The sequence below is a fragment of the Lysinibacillus fusiformis genome (assembly GCF_016925635.1).
Classification (GTDB): Bacteria; Bacillota; Bacilli; order Bacillales_A; family Planococcaceae; genus Lysinibacillus; species Lysinibacillus fusiformis_F.
Window position 1 is genome coordinate 2,689,750 of the sequence record NZ_CP070490.1, and the last position, 19,588, is coordinate 2,709,337.

Sequence of the window (19,588 nt, forward strand, 5' to 3'; positions counted from 1 at the left end):
AAAAATGGTTGCATAATGAGCAACAAAACCTTCTAAATCGTATATTGCTTTTGACAATGCTTTTCTAATGTCGCTATAATGTCATGTATAAAGAGCGAAGTGAGAGGAAAAGAATATGCCGTCAGAAGATCTAAAACAATCTTTAAAATTATATATTGTATTATCACGTGCACTAAAATCAATTAATGAGACAACACATCAATTATTTCAGGATAATGGTTTAAACCCAACTGAATTTGCTGTTCTAGAGCTTCTCTATCATAAAGGAAGACAGCCATTACAGCAAATTGGCAATAAAATTTTGTTAGCCAGTGGGTCTATTACGTATGTCATTGACAAGCTGGAGAAGAGAGGTTACTTATTACGAGTATCTTGTCCTGCTGATCGTCGTGTTACGTATGCAGAAATCACCCCAGAAGGTGAAGCATTTATGGGAGAGCTGTTCCCAAAACACGAACAGCATTTGCATGAATTAATGAGTGTGCTATCACCAGAAGAAAAAGAACAAGCTATTACGTTGTTGAAGAAAATAGGCCTTTCTATAAAGGATTTATCTTATTAAAAAAGTTGTCTCATTGATTTGAGACAACTTTTTTTGTAGAAAGGGAAGGACGATAGACCATGTCTATCGTCCTTAGCATTTTATTATTTTTTAGATATAGTTGCTGCCATATTAAGCATAGCATCTGTTAAATCTTGTTCATCATTATCATGAATTGTTAATTTTGTAATAAGACCATCTTTTTCAAGAACAACCCCAATTACTTTCTCAGTATCGTAGTCTACAACATAACCCTCGATATTTTGAACATCTTTGAATGCAGCTAATTCATCAGCAGTTAATGCTACTGTATCACCCACAGCATTCATATAATCTTGCATAGTTGTTTTTACTTCTTCAAAGCTCGATTGTGAAGCTTCAATCGTCTCAATACGCATAAACACTTCATCATCATTATTTGACACTAACATGTCTTTACCAGGCTCTTCTTGTGTCAGTGTAAAACCAGGAAGCTGTTGTAGTTTATAGCTTTGATTAACGCTTGCTGATTCAGTTGCCTTTTCTGTTTTATCTACACCATTTTGGACGTATTTCACATCCTGTTGTGGCTGTTTAGAAGTATCCTCTGTATTTGTATCATTTGATGCAGGAGTATCTTCTTCTTCCTCATTTGATTCACCTGCTTTATCATCTCCAGATGGTTTTTGATCGGCACCAGTATTAGATGGCTCATTTTGTTGAGCATCTGAATCCCCTGTTTTATCAGATGTATTACAACCTACAACTAATACGGCTGCTAGTAATAATGCAAGAATAGAAACTAATTTTTTTTGCATAAAAAACCCTCCTTTTCTAAATTAAACGTCAGTAAAGATAAAATGTTTCCAAATTTTAATGTTATGATGTTAAAGGCAACACTAAAAATAATAATAGTACAAAAACGACATGAGCTACAATAACAAGTGGCATACTTTTACGCCATTCATATAAAAAGCCCCAAATAATGCTTGTTACAAGTGCGGCAATGACACCAAGCATGAATCCGCTTAGGGCAATTGATATAGCACATAATACTGCAGTAACTATGACAGCCAACGTTGGGCGCATAAAGCGTTTTAACTGCTGTTGGATATAACCACGCCAAAATAATTCTTCACCTATGGCAACGATAAATACGAGTAAAACATAGTGCCAAATATTTTGTGGTCCATAGCTTGCTAAAAATTTTTGAACGGATTGTACTAAGTTATTATTAATATATGGAGCGAGCCAGTAACCGAAGCGAATAATACCATATGTGATGGTACCGTATCCAATACCAAAGAGTAAAAATTGCCATGTAGGTAATTGATCTTCAATGGAGCCAGCTAAGATGGCAATGGCAATACATACTAGTAGAGTGAATGCATACATGTACCAAAATACCGCTTGGTTAGCAAAGGTAAAAGCAAGCATGCCATAAACGAATAATAAAGAAAGGAGAAATAGTATTGTTTGTTTCGAATTTGTTAGCATATTCGACCTCCATACCTTAATCTTATCAAAAAAATAGTCCCTTATCATCTATTAAGACAAAAAGGGACTATTCAGACTATTAAGCTTCATTAGTATATAAAATTTTATAACGTTTATGATTGACGACCGTTTTCTCTTCAATTTCTAGGGAATCAAAATTCTCCATATATGTTAAATTAACAATCACCGAATTTTCATTTACCTTTTCTACAATACCTTGGAGACCATTTTTAAACTCGATAATATTTCCAACTTCAGCTATTTTCACAGACAGTCAGCTCCTTCATCGACTAATAATATACAGTTTGCATGAAAAATTGGTAAACGTAAAGCTTTTTTTAAATAATTCATAATTTATTACACAAATAATGAAAAGAGAGGAATAAAGTAAATGGAAAAATACGAAAATATGCTTAAACAATTACAAAATGGGGAAAGAGAAAGTATTGAAATTCAAAAGGAAGAATTTTACGAATTTCGCGAAATACTTGTAAGGCATCCATTATTTAAACATTTCAGAGGTGAGGCCAAGCAAAATGGACGGATTATCTATACTTATACTGAAATTCCAAGAAGTTAATTTGTCGAACATTGTCGTAAGTTAATGCTGTAAGAAATGAAATATAAATGTATAATAATGGTATGATTATTTGTGTGTGGAGGGTTGTATGAATGGTCAATCTACTCTTGAAACAAATGGAACAAACTCGTGAGATGATGATTCGCTCAGGTGTAGAAAACGGGTTGCAAAATGCAAAAACCATTCAACTGAGTCGCAGATTAGATCAGTTAATGAATACTTATTATAGACAGATGGCATTTGAAGAAGAAAAAGACCAAGAAGACTAAAAAGATTGTTCCAGTATTCAGGGTAAAAACATTTTAACATATATGTTTAAAATGCATTTCAATGGGGAATAACTTACTATGAACACAGCAACATTCTCATTTCCCCCTTTAGAGCAGTGATCCCCCAATCACTTGCTCTCTTTTTTTTGCTTATTCGGTATATATGCCTTACATATAAATTTTAGTACAAGTTGTGGGAAGAGTTTGAATTATTTCATTCATTCACCTAAACTGAAAAGATATAGAGTTGAACTCTCACTGAGAGTGCATACATTCTAAAACAAAGGAGCATGTACATATGACAAAGAAACGTATTGCATTTATTGGAACTGGTGTAATGGGTGCTAGTATCATTAAGCATTTATTAAAAAATGGTCATGAAGTAACCGTCTATACGCGTACGAAAGAAAAAGCAGAGCCTCTTGTTGCTTTAGGGGCGTCATGGGCAAGCTCGCCTGCGGAAGCATTTAGAAATCATGAAATTGCCTTTACAATGGTAGGCTATCCTTCAGATGTAGAGGAAGTATATTTTGGGGAAAATGGCCTTTTCCAAACAGCTGAACAAGGCAACATTGTCATTGATATGACAACTTCAGAGCCATCCTTAGCAATTAAAATTTATAAGCATGCTCAATCGATCGGTGTTGAGGCTTTAGATGCCCCTGTTTCTGGTGGCGATATTGGTGCACAAAATGGTACTTTGTCTATCATGATTGGTGGCGATCAGGATACATATGACAAGGTATTGCCAATTATGAAGCAATTTGGAGGAAATATAGTTTATCAAGGTGAAGCAGGTGCAGGGCAGCATACAAAAATGTGCAATCAAATTGTCATTGCTTCTGGTATGATTGGGGTGTGTGAATCATTAGCTTATGGACTAAAAGCAGGATTGGATTTACCTACCGTATTACAATCGATATCGTCAGGTGCAGCAGGGTCATGGTCTTTAAGTAATTTGGCCCCACGCATGATGAAAGAAGATTTTACACCAGGCTTTTATATTAAACATTTTGTAAAGGATATGAAAATAGCTTTAGATGAGTCAAACAGAATGGGCATTACATTACCTGGACTAGCGTTAGCCTATGAAATGTATGAGAAATTAATCGCAGAAGGCTATGGTGATAATGGTACACAAGCACTCTTAAAGTATTATAAATAGTTAGCGATTCAATTATGGATAGAAACCTGAAGCCCCCTTATAAATGGGAGACTTCGGGTTTTTTTTATTTACTCTTTACCAAAAAGTTGAGAATCTAAGGAGAAGCTAGATGCTCCTGCTAAAGCAAAGTAAAGAGCGATGGCTCCTAAAGCTAAATCTAATTCATAACCAGCCAATCCATCAGCTCCGATAAAGCCGATACTAAGCTTTGCTGTAAAGATAGCCACGATCATTGTAATGGTTAGTAAAGCACCAAAAATTCTTGTTGCTAAACCTAAAATAATAGCAATTCCACCGACTAATTCAATAATCGCCACGATATACGCCATAAATCCTGGTATACCTAGACTATCAAAGAAGTCAGCTGTATAACTGATACCGCCTTGGAATTTTTGAAAACCATGCACGGCAAAAATAATGCCTAGAACGACACGTAAAATAGTTGAACCAATATTTTGCATAATAGAGTAACTCCTTTTCTTTTTCTTTTACTTACAATTCGTAACTTAGTTTATTTTTAAAAATAACTTTTGTCAAGTAACTTAATGTTTTTTTAGAACAGGTTTTTTTAAAAAAAGTGATATACTGTTAAATAGGAACTAATTACAAAAGGGGGTTAGTCATTTGGATCAAAAAAATATTTGTCCACGTTTTGAAAAAGCACTCATGATATTAAATCATCGGTGGAATACCCTACTTATTTATCAGCTACTGGATGGTCCACAAAGGTATTCAACCATTAAAAATCAGCTGAATATTAGTAGTCGTGTATTAACAGAACGTTTAAAGGAGTTAGAGACTGAGCAAATTGTGCTACGTACAGTAATTCCATCTACGCCAGTCGTCATTGAGTATGAACTTACGGAAAAAGGTTATGCTATTGCACCTGTGCTAAAAGCGATTGAACAATGGTCCTCTGAATGGGTGACGATAGAGATAGAATGAGAAAAAGGTATTCAAGCGAGGGGCTTGAATACCTTTTTATCGTGTTGAAAAATAAATAATCATTAGAATTTTTGTGAAAGGTGAAAATGGATTTCCGTTGCAAGCTACTGTTCCATACAAGGGCTCGTCTATCTCGCTATCCCACGGGAGTCAAGTAGCCTTCCGCTTCACCCCCCCAAATGTAATCTTTTTAGCAAAGGTTTTCAAATAATGTGAAGGTGTTCACTCCTCTTTATGGAGGGGGCACTACACATTGAAATAAGAGCCTATCCTCTCTTTAATCATACAAATAATGGGCTATTTAGTTTAAGAGAAGACACTTTTACAGAATGGTTGATTGGAGCGAACGCAAGTGAGTGAAGCGGCTCATCGGACGCCCCCTGGCGGAACGGAAATCAACCACCTTGTCAAAAGGTCAAAAAGGTATGCAAGCGAGGAGCTTGAATACCTTTTTTGATTTACTCGGAAAACGATTGGAAACGAGTGTTCAAGTATCGACCATTTGGCAGTTATTTTTCAGTGAAATTACTGTTATATTGTAAATAATATTAATTTTCTTTAAAAAAAGGTATTTTTTATTACAGAGAGAAATTAATTGATTATTATAGAGAATGGAGGGGAGGGTTTTATGAAGAAGAGTACAGCAATAGACGTACAACATCGAAGTCAATTAGCCATTTATTTATCTTTGCCGATACTTTCATGGGCATTTTATGATTTTGCGAATACAATTTTTTCTTCAAATATAAATACAATATTTTTCCCGTTTTACATGGATGAGGTTTTAGGAACGAATGAAGTCATGCAACAAGTTGCGAGCACCTTTATATCCTATGCAAATGCCATTGCAAGCTTGTTACTCGTTATCTTTTCACCACTTTTCGGTGTTTGGATTGATAACACAGGTTATAAAAAGAGATTTATTGTATGGTTTGCATCCATATCTATTCTGTTTACGTTTATGATGGGCATATTTGCGAATGTACAAACCAATGTCAATTACTCTGGTGTGCCTCTTAGTTTGTTTTTGGTAGTTGCAAGTTTTGTTATAGCAAAATTTTTCTTTAATTCAAGTTTAGTATTTTACGATTCCATGATGGGAGATTTAGGGACAAAAGAAGAGATGCCGCTTATCTCAGGGTATGGTGTTGCCATCGGGTATCTTGGTACACTTTTTGGATTACTTGTTTATTTGTATGTTGGTAATAGCGATTTTCATCGAGCATTTATTCCAACGGCCATCCTGTATTTACTCTTTTCATTGCCATTATTCTTAATTAATAAAGATACACCGATTCCAAAATCACAGCGGAAATCCTTAAAGTTTTTAGATGGTTATAAAGAAATCATTCGAACATTTAAAGAGATGAAGCAATATAAAGCAATCTTTACCTTTATGATTGCTTATTTCTTTTTAAATGATGCCATTGCTACAACGATTGCCATGATGGCTGTTTATGCGACAACAATTGTTGGCTTTAGTTCTGGGCAATTTATCGTTCTTTACTTGGTATCTACGGTGTCCACAATAATTGGTTCCCTTGCATTTGGTTATATTACGAAATCAATAGGAGCTAAACGTGCTATAACGATTGTTTCGCTTATTATGATTGTTGCGTTGGTATTTGCTGTTTTTGCTACAGCACAATGGATGTTCTGGCTTGCTGGTAGTCTATTTGGTATATCTCTTGGATCAATGTGGGTAACATCTAGGACATATATTATTGAATTATCACCAAACGAGAAACGTGGACAATTTTTTGGCTTATTTGCCTTTTCAGGTAAAGTGTCATCCATTATCGGTCCAGCAGTATATGGAACCGTTACATTGTGGATGAAGGATTATGGTACTCTTGCTAGCCGCGTAGCTTTATCAACATTGATTGTTATGACTGTAGTTGGTCTATTGGTACATCTAAAAGTTAATGATAAAAATGGAAATAGCAAGTAGGAGAAATGTATTGCCTATGATACAATTGAATTATAAACAGATGTAGAGAAAGGAGCGGGGTTGCATTGGAACATAAAGGAATATTATTAGAAAGTGGCACAAATGAGCTAGAGATCGTTGAATTTGAAGTAGCAAACAATAAATTCGGTATCAACGTGATTAAAGTAAAAGAAATTATTCAACCGATCCCAGTAACATTTATCCCACACGCGCACCCGCATGTAGAAGGAATCATTCAATTACGAGGTGAGGTATTACCTGTTGTAGATATGCTACGAGTATTAGGGATTCAAGGTGCTGAGCGTAATCCACAACAAAAATATATTGTGGCAGAATTTAATAAACAACGTGTCGTTTTCCATGTAGATAATGTAACACAAATCCATCGTATTTCTTGGAATCAAATCGAAAAACCTTCGGATATGTATCAAGGAGGAACATCACAAGTAATTGGTGTGATTAAACAGAATGAACAAATGATTCTATTACTAGATTTCGAAAGAATTATGGTGGACATCAATCCTGCTTCAGGTATTAGTGTAGAATCTGTTAAAAAGCTCGGCAAACGTGAGCGATCTGGAAAGCGAATTTTAATTGCAGAAGATTCACCGTTATTACGTAAATTACTATTCGACACGATGAGTGAAGCTGGTTATGACAACGTTGAATTCTTTGAAAATGGTCGCGATGCTTATGAATACTTAGAGGGAATTGCAAATAGTGGTAGTGATATAGCTGAGCATATTCAATTGGTGGTAACTGATATTGAAATGCCGCAAATGGACGGCCACCATTTAACACGAAAAATCAAAGAGCATCCCGATCTTCAAAAGCTTCCTGTCATCATTTTCTCAAGTCTAATTACGGATGATCTTCGTCACAAAGGTGATCAAGTAGGGGCAGAGGATCAAATAAGTAAGCCAGAAATTGCAGAGCTCATTTTACGTGTTGACCAACTTATTCTGTAAACACCATGGCTTACATGATACTTCACAATTTTAATAATGGGTATCCTGCAAGTATAAATAAATGAAAGTATAGTCGGATGCCTTAATTAAGAGGGTCCGACTTTTTTGTATATGTCCAAATATTATGAACAAAATAAATTGTAGATGCTTGAAGGATGTGATTATTTGAATGAATTAAAAACAGCTATTATTGATATCGGCTCCAATACTATTCGATTAGTATTATATCAATATGATAATGATGAGGGACTTCGAGAGCTTGGAAATATTAAAACGGTAGCACGTTTGCGTACATATATACAGCCCTCAGGAGAGATGTCTGAAGAAGGTATTCAAGTGTTATCAGAAACTTTATTAACATTTAAAGCCATGCTTGAGGATTTTGAAGTAACAGATGTGAAAGCTGCTGCGACTGCTGCTATCCGACAAGCCACTAATCGAGATAAAATTATTGAGGAAATGAAAGAACGAACTGGTATCCAAATTGAGCTTTTATCAGAAGAGAAAGAAGCCTATTTTGGCTACGTTGCTGTTGCCTATTCCATGGGGACGAAATCGGCCGTGACGATTGATATCGGTGGTGGTAGTACCGAAATTACGCTGTTTGAAAATAAAGAAATTCAGCAATCACATAGTTTTCCTTTTGGGACAGTTTCTTTAAAGCAACGTTTTGTAAAAGGTGACATTATCAATAGTAGTGAAAAAAAGGAGCTTATTGCCTTTGTAAAAGAGCAATTCCAAACACTCCCTTGGATCCAGAATGTTGCTTTACCTATTATCGCCATTGGTGGTAGTGCGCGGAATATAGCGCAAATACATCAACAAAAGCATGATTATCCTATTGCCAGTGTTCATGGTTACGAAATGAAAAAGGGAAGTTTGGATGATTTAAGCTTATTTTTAGGGCAATTAAGCTTTCAAGAATTGAAACAATTGGATGGGCTGTCATCTGATCGTGCAGATATCATTGTACCTGCATTAGAGGTATTTAGAGTGTTGATGGAGGTAGTTGGTAGTGAGTTATTTCAACTGACAAAGCGAGGTTTACGTGAAGGTCTCATTATTCAACGGATTTTGCAAACAGATGCACAGGCATTTGATAAATACAATGTGTTTGAAGGAAATGCTAGAAGATTAGCACGTCAATATGGTCGGAGTGAAATGGAAGTTGATTACTTAATGCATTTGGCAGATCAATTGTATCGTGAATGTTGTCATTTAGGGTGCTTGCATTATAACCCAGAAGATTTACATTTATTAACAAAGGCTGCAAAGGTTTTTAATATAGGAGAGTATATTGAACTGAGCTCTTCAAGCCAACATACCTTTTACTTAATTGCGAATCAATCCATTGATGGTTTAAATCATTTAGAAAAAGTAAAACTAGCACTTCTTGCCTCCTATAAAAATAAAGATTATTTCGAACGATTTGCTGCTCCATTTGCAACATGGATGAGTCGAGAGGAATATCGCAAAATACGAGATTTCGGAGCGTTATTAAAATTTGTCTATGCATTAAATGTTTCAAAGCGCAATATCGTACATGCTATTGAGATGCACACGGAAGAAGATCATGTTCAGCTTGATATTTATGTAAAAAAGAATGCTGAGGCTGAAAAGTATCAAGCCAATCGACATAGGAAGCATTTAGAACGTGCATTAAAAATCCCAATGAAAATCAATTTTATTGAAGAAGGGTGGAACAATGGATGACAACTGAAGTAACGAAAAACGAGCTACATGAGGAAGAGTTTTCCGAAAACTACAATTTATTGTTAGAGGAAATTGCAAAGCCTCAATACTACAATAATCGCGAATTAAGCTGGCTTGCCTTTAATGAGCGAGTGTTAGAGGAAGCAGAGGATATTAATAATCCTCTGCTAGAGCGTTTAAAATTTTTAGCTATATTTAGTTCAAATTTAGATGAATTTTTTATGGTGCGTGTTGCAGGATTACAGGACCAAGTACGCGCTGGTTTTCATAAGCCCGAAAATAAATCTGGATTAACACCGAAAGAACAGCTGGCTAAAATCGCAGAGCGTACACAAGCATTAGTTCGTCGACAAACTGAGGTATATCGACATTTAATCTACGATTTACTGCCACAACATAATGTACATATTGCGGACATGAAAGATTTAAATAGCACGCAAAAATCATTTATCAATGAAATGTTTACAGAAACTATCTTCCCAGTTTTAACACCTGTGGCAGTGGATGCATATCGTCCTTTCCCAACCTTGCTTGGTAAAACCTTAAATTTACTAGTACTGATAGAGCAGGATGAGACAGATCTTGAAAGTCGTGAAAAAGTGGCGATTGTCCAGGTTCCATCTGTTTTAGATCGCTATATAAAAGTACCATCCGAAGAAGGAAAAACAGTTGTTGTTTTATTGGAGGATGTAATAGTAGCTCATATTGAAAAACTATTTTATGGCTATAGTGTAAAATCAGCGCAAGCCTTCCGTTTAACAAGAAATGCGGATTTAACTATCCATGAAGAGGGTGCTCGAGATCTTTTAGTGGAGATCGAGAAAGAGCTGAAAAAGCGAAAATGGGGAGTAGGTAGCCGTTTAGAAGTTCGAGTTGGAGAAATGAACGAGGAAGTGCTGCAATACTTATTAGATGAATTTGAAATAGAAGAATCCGATGTATTCCATATTGATGGACCGTTGGATTTAACGTTTATGTTCTCTTTTGTCAAAGGTATTTCTGTAGGACGTGAGCACTTAGAATATGAAAGCTTTATCCCACAGCCACCTTTAGATTTACAGTCAGACGAAAATATTTTTGAAAAAGCACTTCAACAAGATATATTTTTCCATCATCCATATGAATCGTTTGCCCCTATTGTTGATTTTATTTCTGAGTCAGCTGTCAACCCGAATGTGTTAGCAATAAAACAAACATTATATCGAGTAAGTGGGAATTCGCCGATTATTCAAGCGTTAAAGCTTGCCGCTGAAAACGGTAAACAAGTAACAGTATTAGTTGAGCTAAAGGCCCGTTTCGATGAAGAAAATAATGTACACTGGGCAAAACAATTAGAACAAGCGGGTTGTCTTGTGATTTATGGTATGAATAACCTAAAAACACACTCCAAAATCACCCTAGTCGTTAGTCGTCGCCATGGCAAAATTGAACGTTTTGTCCATCTGGGTACAGGAAATTATAATGATGCTACTGCAAAAATCTATACGGATATGGGCATAATAACTACAGATAAAGAGTTTGGCATTGATGCGACAAATTTCTTTAACTACTTAAGTGGCTATACAGAAAAGCCTACCTTTAATCATTTAGTCGTGGCACCATTTGATATACGAGATGAGTTTATTCGTTTAATGGATGAGGAAATTGCCTGTCATAAAAAATATGGTAATGGTTTTATTCGTGCAAAAATGAATTCACTAACCGACAAGGATTTAATGATGAAGCTTTATAAGGCTTCGATTGCAGGTGTAAAGGTGGAGCTTATTATTCGTGGTATATGCTGTATTAGGCCAGGTATCCCAGGTATTAGTGAAAACATTACCGTAACAAGTATTGTTGGTCGTTTCCTTGAACATTCTCGTATTTATTGGTTCCATCATAATGGGGAAAACAAAGTCTATTTATCCTCCGCAGATATGATGACACGCAATATGATTAAACGTGTAGAGATTTTATTCCCTGTATATGCAAGTGAAGCAAAAACTCGTATTATTGACATAATGAATGCACAATTAATGGATACTGCCAAAGCACGTATTCAAGACTCTAATGGTAAGTATCATTACAAAGAGTTTGATCGCAGCGAAGATCCATTAAATAGCCAGGAAATTTTCTTGAAGGATGCATTAAAGCCTACGCTAGATGAAGAATAGAGCAAACACGCTACTTAGTGAGGGATAGAATGAAAAAATGTAGAGAAAGTGTAGCGCCATTTGCAGATTATCAACAGCTCATACAACTGAATCCATTTGATGCAGTCGCTTGTTTGAGAAAAGTTGATACGACAGCGTTTGAGGTCGTTGAATTTAATGAAAAGCTATCGTCATTGATTGAGCTGGAGGATATAACAGCCAAAAACGCGGAGAACTTTTTTACAAAGCAATGCTGGCTGCAATTGTCGGAACTTCTAAATCAAGAATTCAATAAACAGCATGTCCTAAAATTAGGTACTGGTCTTCAAGAGAAAACATTCGTGCTTCATGCACAGCACTTTTCTGAATCAATGGTTGCCATTATTATTCGAGCAACACCATTTGAAGAGAAGCCCTATTTACAATTCATTGAACAACATGTAAGTCCAGTGTTAACGGCAGATTTACAAGGTCGAATCATTCATCAAAATATTGCTGCTACTGCTCTACTATCGAGAGAGCAGCACAGTCTAATTGGACTTGATATTTTTTCATTATTAGAAAGTAAATATCTTAATGAATTCAAATTATTATTTACTAAAACAATTGAAGGTTCAGCGTTTGGCATGCCTAAATGTTTATTAAAGGGTCAATTGCTTAGTAAAGAGCCCTTTTATTTAAGAACGCATCCAACGTATTATAATGGTAAAGTTGTAGGTGTACACTTATTTGTTAAAGATGCTAATTCATTTATGAATGATCACGAAGCATTCTATTACCTAGCGCTGATGGACGAATTAACAGGTATTTGGAATCGAAAAGCTTTTAAGGAACATTGGCTACAACATTTAAATGATAAAAAACAGGAGCATAAGCAAGCAGCCCTTATTTTAGTTGACATTGACCGTTTTAAAAAGTTTAATGAATCCCTTGGTGAGAGCAAGGGAGACGAGTTGATGCGTATGTTTAGTCACAGGTTACGGGAGCTTTGCTACTCAAAATGTTCGCTATACCGATATAATAGTGATGAATTTATATTTGTACTAAAAGATGCAACTATCCAAAAAATTGAGCGAACTGCTAACTTGATCATGGACGTATTAAAACAGCCTTTTATGATAGATGGGCAGGAATATTTTATTAGCGTGTCGATTGGGATTTCACTTAGTCCAGCAGATGGTAAAGATATCGAGACACTTGTACGGAAAGCAGATAAAGCTTTATTTTCTGTTAAAGAACATGGTCGCTCGCATTACCGCTACTACCGTGAAGATATGACAGCCATTTTTCCAAATGAAGCATTAATGGAGGCACATTTACGTCGAGCAATCGAATTTAATGAGCTTAGTCTCCATTTACAACCGCAAATGGATTTAGCAAATAATAGCATCAATAGCTTTGAAGCATTACTGCGTTGGAATAATCGTAAATTTGGTTTTGTATCACCTGCTCAATTTATTCCTATTGCAGAAGCCTCAGGTTTAATTATTGAAATCGGTGATTGGATTATTGATGAGGTATGTCGTTACCAAAGAGAATGGCAATCGAAGGGATACCGTCCTGTACGTGTTGCAGTCAATATATCTCCAAAACAGTTTAGAAAAGAAAACTTTGCGCGAAAAATTAAAACAGCTTTAAAAAAATATGATGTTCCACCTGAATTATTAGAAGTAGAAATTACCGAAAGTTCTATGACAAACGTTCATGAAACATTTTCGATACTTACAGAACTGAAGCAATTAGGTGTTTATGTGTCTGTGGATGACTTTGGTACAGGCTATTCCTCCTTAAGTTATCTCAAGCGTTATCCAATTGATATTATTAAAATTGATCAGTCATTTATTGCAGATATAGCAAAGGATGACAAAAATGAAGCCATCATAAAGGCCATTATTTCAATGTCTCATAATTTAGGATTAGAGGTCATTGCAGAGGGTATTGAAGAACCAATACAAGTCGATTTTCTTAAACGTCATCGTTGTCAAAAAGGGCAAGGCTATTTGTATAATAAACCATTACCCGTTGAAACCATTGTACAACAATATTTTGTCAGCTAGAAAACAGGTAGCACTTTCATCGCAAAATAGATGAAGTGCTACTTTTTTATTTGTCGTTTTTAAGACCATTTAAGACAATTGCCGTAAATTGGGCCATCTCAGAGGCGAGGTCAAAATCTTCACTATGTATTAACCAATCATAAACATTGGCACGCATACAACGCTGAATAATTGATTGTATGGTAGTGGCAGATACATCTTGTCTAAATTCGCCTTGTTGAATGCCTTCCTCGATATATGTGTTCATTATTTGAAAAATCTTACGTTGGGGATTAATTAAATAATGATCCTGTTCTACTTGGTTTGTCATGGCAGCGGTATATACAGTACGTAATAAATCCTTTCCCACCACATTTGTTAAATACTTCATTTGCTCTTGATACACTAATAGTATTTTTTCACTTGCTGATAATGTACCATCAATCTTTTTTTCAACCGTACTATAAAAATGATCAAGTTCCATAAATTTTTCTAAAATAACATCATATTTAGATGGGAAATGTGTATAAAATGTACCCTTTGAAACATTGCAAGCCTTCGTAATTTGTTCAACAGATACATGTTCATAACCATATTTATTAAATAAATCCAAAGAGGTTTTCAATAATTTTTCACGTGTTTCCAATGCCTTTTTCTGTCTGCTTGTGAGTGCTTCCATTGTCACCTATTACCTCCTATATTAAGTATTGTGAAATATTTTCCATAAAAAACATTCTGAAAATATCGAATTTTTAATTGACGAGATGGATTTCTATTGATTATGATTTAATTGACCGAAGTCAGTGACCGTGGTCATTAAAATATCTTGTTATTAATGTTACTTTAAAAAATGAAAGTTGGCTAGTGCATCATCAAGCTTTTCTGTTGTATTTTCAAGAATTGGGGGAGGTCACAATGAAGGAAAAATTAGGTTTTATCGGCTTAGGGAATATGGGTTTACCAATGTCTATTAACTTATTAAGAGCAGATTATGAGGTGTATGGCTTCGATACAAATACAAAGGCAATGGAACAATTCGTAGCAGCAGGTGGTATCGGTCTTGAGACAGCTATGGATATTGCGAAACAATGTGATATTATTATGACCAGTTTGCCTACCCCTCACGTTGTAGAATTGGTTTTTCAGTCCGAGCAAGGAATTTTACAACATGCAAAGAAGGGAAGTCTACTGATTGATTTTAGTACTGTTAATCCCGAATTGAATGATACGTTACATTCAGAAGCTAAAGCTTTGGGATTACGTTATTTGGGAGCACCTGTCAGTGGGGGTGTAATTGGGGCTGTCAATGCGACATTAACCATTATGGTTGGTGGTGACACAGATGATTATAAAAGTGCTGCTAAAATATTCGAAATAGTCGGGAAAAACGTTTATCACTTGGGCACATCTTCAAGTGTAGGAACGCGAATTAAATTACTCAATAACTTAATGATTGGCTTTTACACAGAGGCGGTCGCTGAAACAATTGTACTTGGCGAAAAAATGGGTATTCAGGCAGACACCCTATATGAAGTCTTAAGTAATAGCTATGGGCAAAGCCGTATTTATGAACGCAATTATGTGGAATATATGAAAAATGATAATTATGAGCCAGGCTTTTCGACAAATCTACTATTAAAAGATTTGAAGTTAGCTAAGGAAATGGCAGATGAAGCTGGCGTATCTCTGCGAATCGGTGAAAAATTGGTGGATCTTTACAGTGAAATTGCTCAGCAGGGCTATGGCGAAAATGATATGTCTGCTGCTTATTTAAGCTTAAAAGAAAAATGTAAGCTAGAACAATTTTAAGAGGAGGAAATGGATATGACAACAGCGCAAGAGGTTAAAACATTAACACATTTTATTGGCGGTAAATTGGTTGAAGGGAAAAGTGGCCGGTTTGGATCGGTATTTAATCCAACAACAGGTGAAGTCATTGCTAAGGTTCCCCTTGCAACGGTAGAAGAAACACGAGATGCAATCGAGCAAGCTCAAGCAGCATTTCCAACTTGGCGTGATACATCAGTGGCTAAGCGTGCAGAAATTGTGCTAAAGTTCCGTAACCTTGTTACTGAAAATATGGAGGAGCTATTACAAATCATTTGTACTGAAAGCGGTAAAACGATTGAAGATGCCAAAGGTGAAATTACGCGAGGACTTGAATCTGTTGACTTAGCCATCGGTGCGCCTCACTTAATGAAAGGAGAATACTCTGTTAATGTTGGAGGTCAAATAAATGCCTATTCTGCAAAATATCCATTAGGGGTTGTGACGGCAATTTCTCCATTTAATTTCCCAATCATGGTGCCTCTAGCACAAACGAGTATGGCCATTGCTGTAGGAAATGCGGTTGTTTTAAAGGCATCAGAGCGTGTGCCAATGACTGCATTGTATGTTAGTGAGCTATGGAAGAAAGCTGGGTTGCCTGATGGCATTTGGACAGTGATCAATGGTGATAAAGATGCGGTCAACGAACTTTTAGAAAACCCAACTGTGCAAGCGATTTCATTCGTTGGATCAACTCCAGTAGCAAAGTATATTTATGAAACAGGGTCAAAATATGGAAAGCGTGTAACAGCACTTGGTGGTGGTAAAAATAATATGGTCGTGATGCCAGATGCTGATCTTGAACAGGTAGCTAATGCCTTTATTGGAGCAGCTTATGGGGCAGCATCCCAGCGTTGTATGGCGATATCTACCATTATGCCTGTAGGAAAAGATACTGCAGACCGTCTAGTGGAGATCCTGAAGGAAAAGATCGCTAATCTAAAGGTAGGCCCATATACAAACCCTGATTCAGATTTTGGCCCTGTTATTTCTCAACAATCAAAAGAAGCAATACTTGCTGCAATTGATCGAGGAGAAACAGAAGGAGCTTCAGTAGTATGCGATGGACGAGAACTTGACATTGTCAAAGAGTCTAAAGGATTTTATGTAGGACCTACATTATTAGATCATGTAAAGCCAGGCATGGAAGTTTATGAGCAAGAAATATTTGGCCCAGCTCGTAATGTTGTTCGTGTTGATTCATTGGAGGAAGCTATTGCACTTATAAATAAGCATGAGCTAGGTAATGGTGTCACAATCTTTACCAATGATGGGCTAGCAGCTCGAAAATTTACAACAGAAATTGATGTTGGCATGGTAGGTGTCAATGTACCAATTCCTATTCCAGTTGGCTATCATAACTTCGCTGGCTTTAAAGGCTCTCGTTTTGGCGAGGGGCATATGTTTGGCCCAGATCAAGCACGATTCTTTACAAAAACAAAGACAATTTCAGAGCGATGGATGGCAGGCAATGCATCCACAGCATCAACATTTGCATTCCCTAGCAATAACGACTAATAAAACCAAGAGCTGTAGAGACATACAGCTCTTTTTCTAAAAAAGAGGGAGGGATGTAGTATGCAAGGAAAAACGGTTTTTATTACAGGGGCAGCTCGTGGTATCGGCCTTGCCATGGCACAAGCATTTGCTGAGCAAGGAGCTAATGTAGTGATTACGGATAAAAATGAACAGCTTTTAGAGGAAGCTGTCTCACAAAACCCCTCTTTAACTTCCTTTATATGTGATGTGACAGAAGAACAAGCCATACGAGAAGCCATTGATTTTACTATTAAAAAATTCTCAACATTAGATATTTTAATCAATAATGCAGGATTTCAACATGTATCGCTTATTGAGGATTTTAAGACAGAAATTTTTGAGGCTATGCAAAAAGTAATGGTGGTTGCCCCATTTGTGGCGATGAAGTATGCGTTACCACATATGAAGAAAAATCAATTTGGTCGTATTATCAATATGGCATCCATCAATGGCATCATTGGCTTTGCTGGTAAGGCTGGTTACAATGCAGCAAAGCATGGTGTAATTGGACTTACCAAGGTAACCGCACTTGAGGTGGCCACGGATGGAATCACGGTTAATGCCATCTGTCCGGGGTATGTTGATACGGAATTAGTACGTAATCAGTTTATGGATTTAGCAAAAACACGAGGTATTCAAGTGGAGGAAGTACTTGAACAAGTGTTATATCCACTTGTACCGCAAAAACGTTTACTTGATGTCTCGGAAATTACAGGGCTTGCATTATATTTAGCAAGTGATGTAGCAAAGGGGTTAACCGGTCAAGCCATTCTATTAGATGGTGGCTATACAGCTCAATAGCTTAGGAGGGAAAATATGATTCAAACAAAAACCATCTTTACCGTTCATTCACCAGGAACGATTGTGTATGGTCGTGATTCATTTGAAGAAGTAGGAGAGTATGCAAAAAAACTAGGCTCCAAGGCATTAATTATTAGTGACCCAATCATGGACGGCTTAGGCTTTGTCAAGCAATGCTATACGCTGTTAAAGACCCAAGGGATGGAAGTCGTTTCATATTTAGGGGTGACAACAGAGCCGGTTGATACGTATGTAGCAGAGGGCTTGCAGCTTTTGCAGAAAGAAAACTGTGATGTCATTATATCTGTTGGTGGTGGTAGCTGTATTGATACGGCAAAGGCGATTGCAGTAGTGGCTACAAACGGCGGCTACATAGGAGATTATATGAAAATGGCAAAGGTTGCAGCTTATCCGCCAATTCCACACATTGCGATACCAACGACAGCGGGTACAGGCTCTGAAGCAACAGATGCAACTGTTATTACCAATACAAAAAGTGATGTAAAAATGATGATTAAGCAACCAGCTTTTATGCCAACTATTGCGATTGTGGATCCTATTTTAACGATTACTTCACCTCCTGCAATTACCGCAGCAACGGGAATAGATGCATTGAGCCATGCCATTGAGAGCTATTTATCGCGCTTAGCTCACCCCTATTCGAATGTGCTGGCCTTATCTGCCATGGAATTAATCGTTAATAACATGATAAAGGTTTATGAACATGGGGATGATGTTGATGCGAGGGAAGCCATGTCATTAGGTTCGATGCAGGCAGGGCTGTCATTTTCAAATGCTTCTGTTGCCCTCGTACATGGAATGTCGCGTCCGATTGGTGCACTTTTCCACGTACCACATGGCATCTCCAATGCGATGCTTTTACCAGCTGTACTAGACTATTCAAAAGAAGCTTGTATAGATCGATTAGCAGATTTAGGACAGTTTTTTAATAAAACAAAAGAAAGTTTATCACAAGAAGAGCTTGCTCAGCTTGCCATTACGTCCATTAAAGAAATGTGTAAGCATATGAAGATAGGCAATTTAAAGCAATGGGGAATAGGGGAGCATGCTTATTATCAGGCCATACCTAAAATGGCTGAGGATGCTCTTGCAAGTGGTAGCCCTGGGAATAATCCGAAGATACCAACCAAAGCAGAATTAATGGAGCTATACAAAATGGCCTATACGTATGAGTTTTAATAATATAAGAGAGCTATTCAAACTAATGAATGGCTCTCTCTATGTTGTTGGAAAAAGATCATGTCACTAGTAGAAAAAGGCCTTTTGGCAAGGCGAGGGGTTGATTTCCGTTCCGCCAGCGTCTTTTCCAGGGGGCGTCCGATGAGCCGCTTCACTCACTTACGCTCGCTCCAGGGTCTTCTCTGTGACGCTAAATCCCTAGGAATGATGCTAGCTCCACTCCAATCAACCATTCTGCAAAAGTGTCTATTCCTCTTTCATACTAGCAGTAGGGAACAAAATAGCCCATTATTTGTATGATTAGAGAGGGGATAGACTCTTATTTTCAATGTGAAGAATGATTAGTCACAACAACTATCAATAAAATGAGTAGTGGACACTTTCAATTTATATGTGTGGATTAATGCGGAAGGCTGCTTGACGCTCGCCCACAGGAAAGCAAGTA

Annotated in this window: 19 protein-coding genes; 14 read left to right on the forward strand and 5 right to left on the reverse strand. The window is 36.8% G+C overall.

Annotation, left to right across the window (positions count from 1 at the left end; genetic code table 11):
* The first annotated feature begins 115 nt into the window (after positions 1–115).
* Positions 116–562 carry a MarR family winged helix-turn-helix transcriptional regulator gene (locus JTI58_RS13085; RefSeq protein ID WP_205441522.1) on the forward strand — a complete coding sequence of 149 codons (447 nt, stop codon included), beginning with the start codon at positions 116–118 and terminating at the stop codon, positions 560–562.
* An 83-nt stretch (positions 563–645) separates the two neighbouring features.
* Here JTI58_RS13085 and JTI58_RS13090 read toward each other — a convergent pair whose 3' ends face one another.
* The 3 genes from JTI58_RS13090 to JTI58_RS13100 all read right to left on the reverse strand — a co-directional run bounded on the left by JTI58_RS13090 (position 646) and on the right by JTI58_RS13100 (position 2,285).
* The gene (locus tag JTI58_RS13090; protein WP_205441524.1) at positions 646–1,338 is read right to left on the reverse strand and encodes a DUF8580 domain-containing lipoprotein; all 693 of its coding nucleotides are present in this window, start codon (positions 1,336–1,338) and stop codon (positions 646–648) included.
* 61 nt (positions 1,339–1,399) lie between these two features.
* Positions 1,400–2,017 (reverse strand): CPBP family intramembrane glutamic endopeptidase, encoded by a 618-nt coding sequence (locus JTI58_RS13095; RefSeq protein ID WP_205441534.1) that lies wholly within the window; start codon positions 2,015–2,017, stop codon positions 1,400–1,402.
* 79 nt (positions 2,018–2,096) lie between these two features.
* Entirely contained in the window at positions 2,097–2,285 is a 189-nt protein-coding gene (locus JTI58_RS13100; RefSeq protein ID WP_004224583.1) for a YkvS family protein, read from the reverse strand.
* Between the two features lie 123 nt (positions 2,286–2,408).
* On the opposite strand from JTI58_RS13100, the gene JTI58_RS13105 reads away from it, so the two are divergent.
* The 3 genes from JTI58_RS13105 (at position 2,409) to JTI58_RS13115 (ending at position 4,031) form a co-directional block, all read left to right on the forward strand.
* Positions 2,409–2,597, forward strand: a complete 189-nt coding sequence (locus tag JTI58_RS13105) for a hypothetical protein (protein ID WP_205441536.1) — start codon at positions 2,409–2,411, stop codon at positions 2,595–2,597.
* A gap of 92 nt (positions 2,598–2,689) precedes the next feature.
* The gene (locus JTI58_RS13110) at positions 2,690–2,866 is read left to right on the forward strand and encodes an aspartyl-phosphate phosphatase Spo0E family protein (protein ID WP_004224595.1); all 177 of its coding nucleotides are present in this window, start codon (positions 2,690–2,692) and stop codon (positions 2,864–2,866) included.
* Positions 2,867–3,164: 298 nt separating this feature from the next.
* Entirely contained in the window at positions 3,165–4,031 is an 867-nt protein-coding gene (locus JTI58_RS13115; RefSeq protein WP_205441538.1) for an NAD(P)-dependent oxidoreductase, read from the forward strand.
* A gap of 68 nt (positions 4,032–4,099) precedes the next feature.
* On the opposite strand, the gene JTI58_RS13120 is transcribed toward JTI58_RS13115, so the two are convergent.
* Positions 4,100–4,492 carry a DoxX family protein gene (locus JTI58_RS13120; RefSeq protein WP_205441540.1) on the reverse strand — a complete coding sequence of 131 codons (393 nt, stop codon included), beginning with the start codon at positions 4,490–4,492 and terminating at the stop codon, positions 4,100–4,102.
* Between the two features lie 163 nt (positions 4,493–4,655).
* Here JTI58_RS13120 and JTI58_RS13125 point away from each other — a divergent pair, with 163 nt between their 5' ends.
* The 6 genes from JTI58_RS13125 to JTI58_RS13150 all read left to right on the forward strand — a co-directional run bounded on the left by JTI58_RS13125 (position 4,656) and on the right by JTI58_RS13150 (position 13,797).
* Complete coding sequence (locus JTI58_RS13125; RefSeq protein WP_205441542.1) at positions 4,656–4,976, forward strand: winged helix-turn-helix transcriptional regulator; 321 nt, start codon at positions 4,656–4,658, stop codon at positions 4,974–4,976.
* Between the two features lie 628 nt (positions 4,977–5,604).
* Positions 5,605–6,927, forward strand: a complete 1,323-nt coding sequence (locus JTI58_RS13130; RefSeq protein ID WP_205441544.1) for an MFS transporter — start codon at positions 5,605–5,607, stop codon at positions 6,925–6,927.
* A 65-nt stretch (positions 6,928–6,992) separates the two neighbouring features.
* Positions 6,993–7,895: a chemotaxis protein gene (locus tag JTI58_RS13135; RefSeq protein ID WP_205441546.1), complete on the forward strand. Its 903-nt coding sequence runs from the start codon at positions 6,993–6,995 to the stop codon at positions 7,893–7,895.
* 165 nt (positions 7,896–8,060) lie between these two features.
* The gene (locus JTI58_RS13140) at positions 8,061–9,608 is read left to right on the forward strand and encodes a Ppx/GppA phosphatase family protein (RefSeq protein WP_205441547.1); all 1,548 of its coding nucleotides are present in this window, start codon (positions 8,061–8,063) and stop codon (positions 9,606–9,608) included.
* Positions 9,605–11,761 (forward strand): RNA degradosome polyphosphate kinase, encoded by a 2,157-nt coding sequence (locus JTI58_RS13145; protein ID WP_205441549.1) that lies wholly within the window; start codon positions 9,605–9,607, stop codon positions 11,759–11,761. Before JTI58_RS13140 ends, JTI58_RS13145 begins: the two co-directional genes overlap by 4 nt.
* Before the next feature lie 29 nt (positions 11,762–11,790).
* A complete protein-coding gene (locus JTI58_RS13150; RefSeq protein WP_205441551.1) occupies positions 11,791–13,797 on the forward strand; it encodes a GGDEF and EAL domain-containing protein in 2,007 nt (668 codons plus the stop codon).
* A 46-nt stretch (positions 13,798–13,843) separates the two neighbouring features.
* Here JTI58_RS13150 and JTI58_RS13155 read toward each other — a convergent pair whose 3' ends face one another.
* Positions 13,844–14,455 carry a TetR/AcrR family transcriptional regulator gene (locus JTI58_RS13155; RefSeq protein ID WP_205447273.1) on the reverse strand — a complete coding sequence of 204 codons (612 nt, stop codon included), beginning with the start codon at positions 14,453–14,455 and terminating at the stop codon, positions 13,844–13,846.
* A gap of 236 nt (positions 14,456–14,691) precedes the next feature.
* Between JTI58_RS13155 and JTI58_RS13160 the strand changes: the two genes are divergently transcribed.
* From JTI58_RS13160 to JTI58_RS13175, 4 genes are read left to right on the forward strand one after another with little or no spacing between them, the layout of a single operon-like run.
* A complete protein-coding gene (locus JTI58_RS13160; RefSeq protein WP_205441553.1) occupies positions 14,692–15,585 on the forward strand; it encodes an NAD(P)-dependent oxidoreductase in 894 nt (297 codons plus the stop codon).
* A 15-nt stretch (positions 15,586–15,600) separates the two neighbouring features.
* Positions 15,601–17,121, forward strand: coding sequence for a CoA-acylating methylmalonate-semialdehyde dehydrogenase (locus JTI58_RS13165; RefSeq protein ID WP_205441555.1), 1,521 nt, complete (start codon positions 15,601–15,603; stop codon positions 17,119–17,121).
* 60 nt (positions 17,122–17,181) lie between these two features.
* Positions 17,182–17,943 carry a 3-hydroxybutyrate dehydrogenase gene (locus JTI58_RS13170; RefSeq protein ID WP_205441557.1) on the forward strand — a complete coding sequence of 254 codons (762 nt, stop codon included), beginning with the start codon at positions 17,182–17,184 and terminating at the stop codon, positions 17,941–17,943.
* A 15-nt stretch (positions 17,944–17,958) separates the two neighbouring features.
* On the forward strand, positions 17,959–19,143 hold the full coding sequence (locus tag JTI58_RS13175; protein WP_205441559.1) for an iron-containing alcohol dehydrogenase: 1,185 nt from the start codon (positions 17,959–17,961) through the stop codon (positions 19,141–19,143).
* Positions 19,144–19,588: the final 445 nt, after the last annotated feature.

Coding starts and splice junctions, on each gene's coding strand:
- JTI58_RS13160 (WP_205441553.1), top strand. CDS start 14,692: ATGAAGGAAAAATTAGGTTTTATCGGCTTAGGGAATATGGGTTTACCA.
- JTI58_RS13145 (WP_205441549.1), top strand. CDS start 9,605: ATGACAACTGAAGTAACGAAAAACGAGCTACATGAGGAAGAGTTTTCC.
- JTI58_RS13170 (WP_205441557.1), top strand. CDS start 17,182: ATGCAAGGAAAAACGGTTTTTATTACAGGGGCAGCTCGTGGTATCGGC.
- JTI58_RS13110 (WP_004224595.1), top strand. CDS start 2,690: ATGGTCAATCTACTCTTGAAACAAATGGAACAAACTCGTGAGATGATG.
- JTI58_RS13090 (WP_205441524.1), bottom strand. CDS start 1,338: ATGCAAAAAAAATTAGTTTCTATTCTTGCATTATTACTAGCAGCCGTA.
- JTI58_RS13085 (WP_205441522.1), top strand. CDS start 116: ATGCCGTCAGAAGATCTAAAACAATCTTTAAAATTATATATTGTATTA.
- JTI58_RS13105 (WP_205441536.1), top strand. CDS start 2,409: ATGGAAAAATACGAAAATATGCTTAAACAATTACAAAATGGGGAAAGA.
- JTI58_RS13155 (WP_205447273.1), bottom strand. CDS start 14,455: ATGGAAGCACTCACAAGCAGACAGAAAAAGGCATTGGAAACACGTGAA.
- JTI58_RS13165 (WP_205441555.1), top strand. CDS start 15,601: ATGACAACAGCGCAAGAGGTTAAAACATTAACACATTTTATTGGCGGT.
- JTI58_RS13175 (WP_205441559.1), top strand. CDS start 17,959: ATGATTCAAACAAAAACCATCTTTACCGTTCATTCACCAGGAACGATT.
- JTI58_RS13150 (WP_205441551.1), top strand. CDS start 11,791: ATGAAAAAATGTAGAGAAAGTGTAGCGCCATTTGCAGATTATCAACAG.
- JTI58_RS13130 (WP_205441544.1), top strand. CDS start 5,605: ATGAAGAAGAGTACAGCAATAGACGTACAACATCGAAGTCAATTAGCC.
- JTI58_RS13115 (WP_205441538.1), top strand. CDS start 3,165: ATGACAAAGAAACGTATTGCATTTATTGGAACTGGTGTAATGGGTGCT.
- JTI58_RS13120 (WP_205441540.1), bottom strand. CDS start 4,492: ATGCAAAATATTGGTTCAACTATTTTACGTGTCGTTCTAGGCATTATT.
- JTI58_RS13095 (WP_205441534.1), bottom strand. CDS start 2,017: ATGCTAACAAATTCGAAACAAACAATACTATTTCTCCTTTCTTTATTA.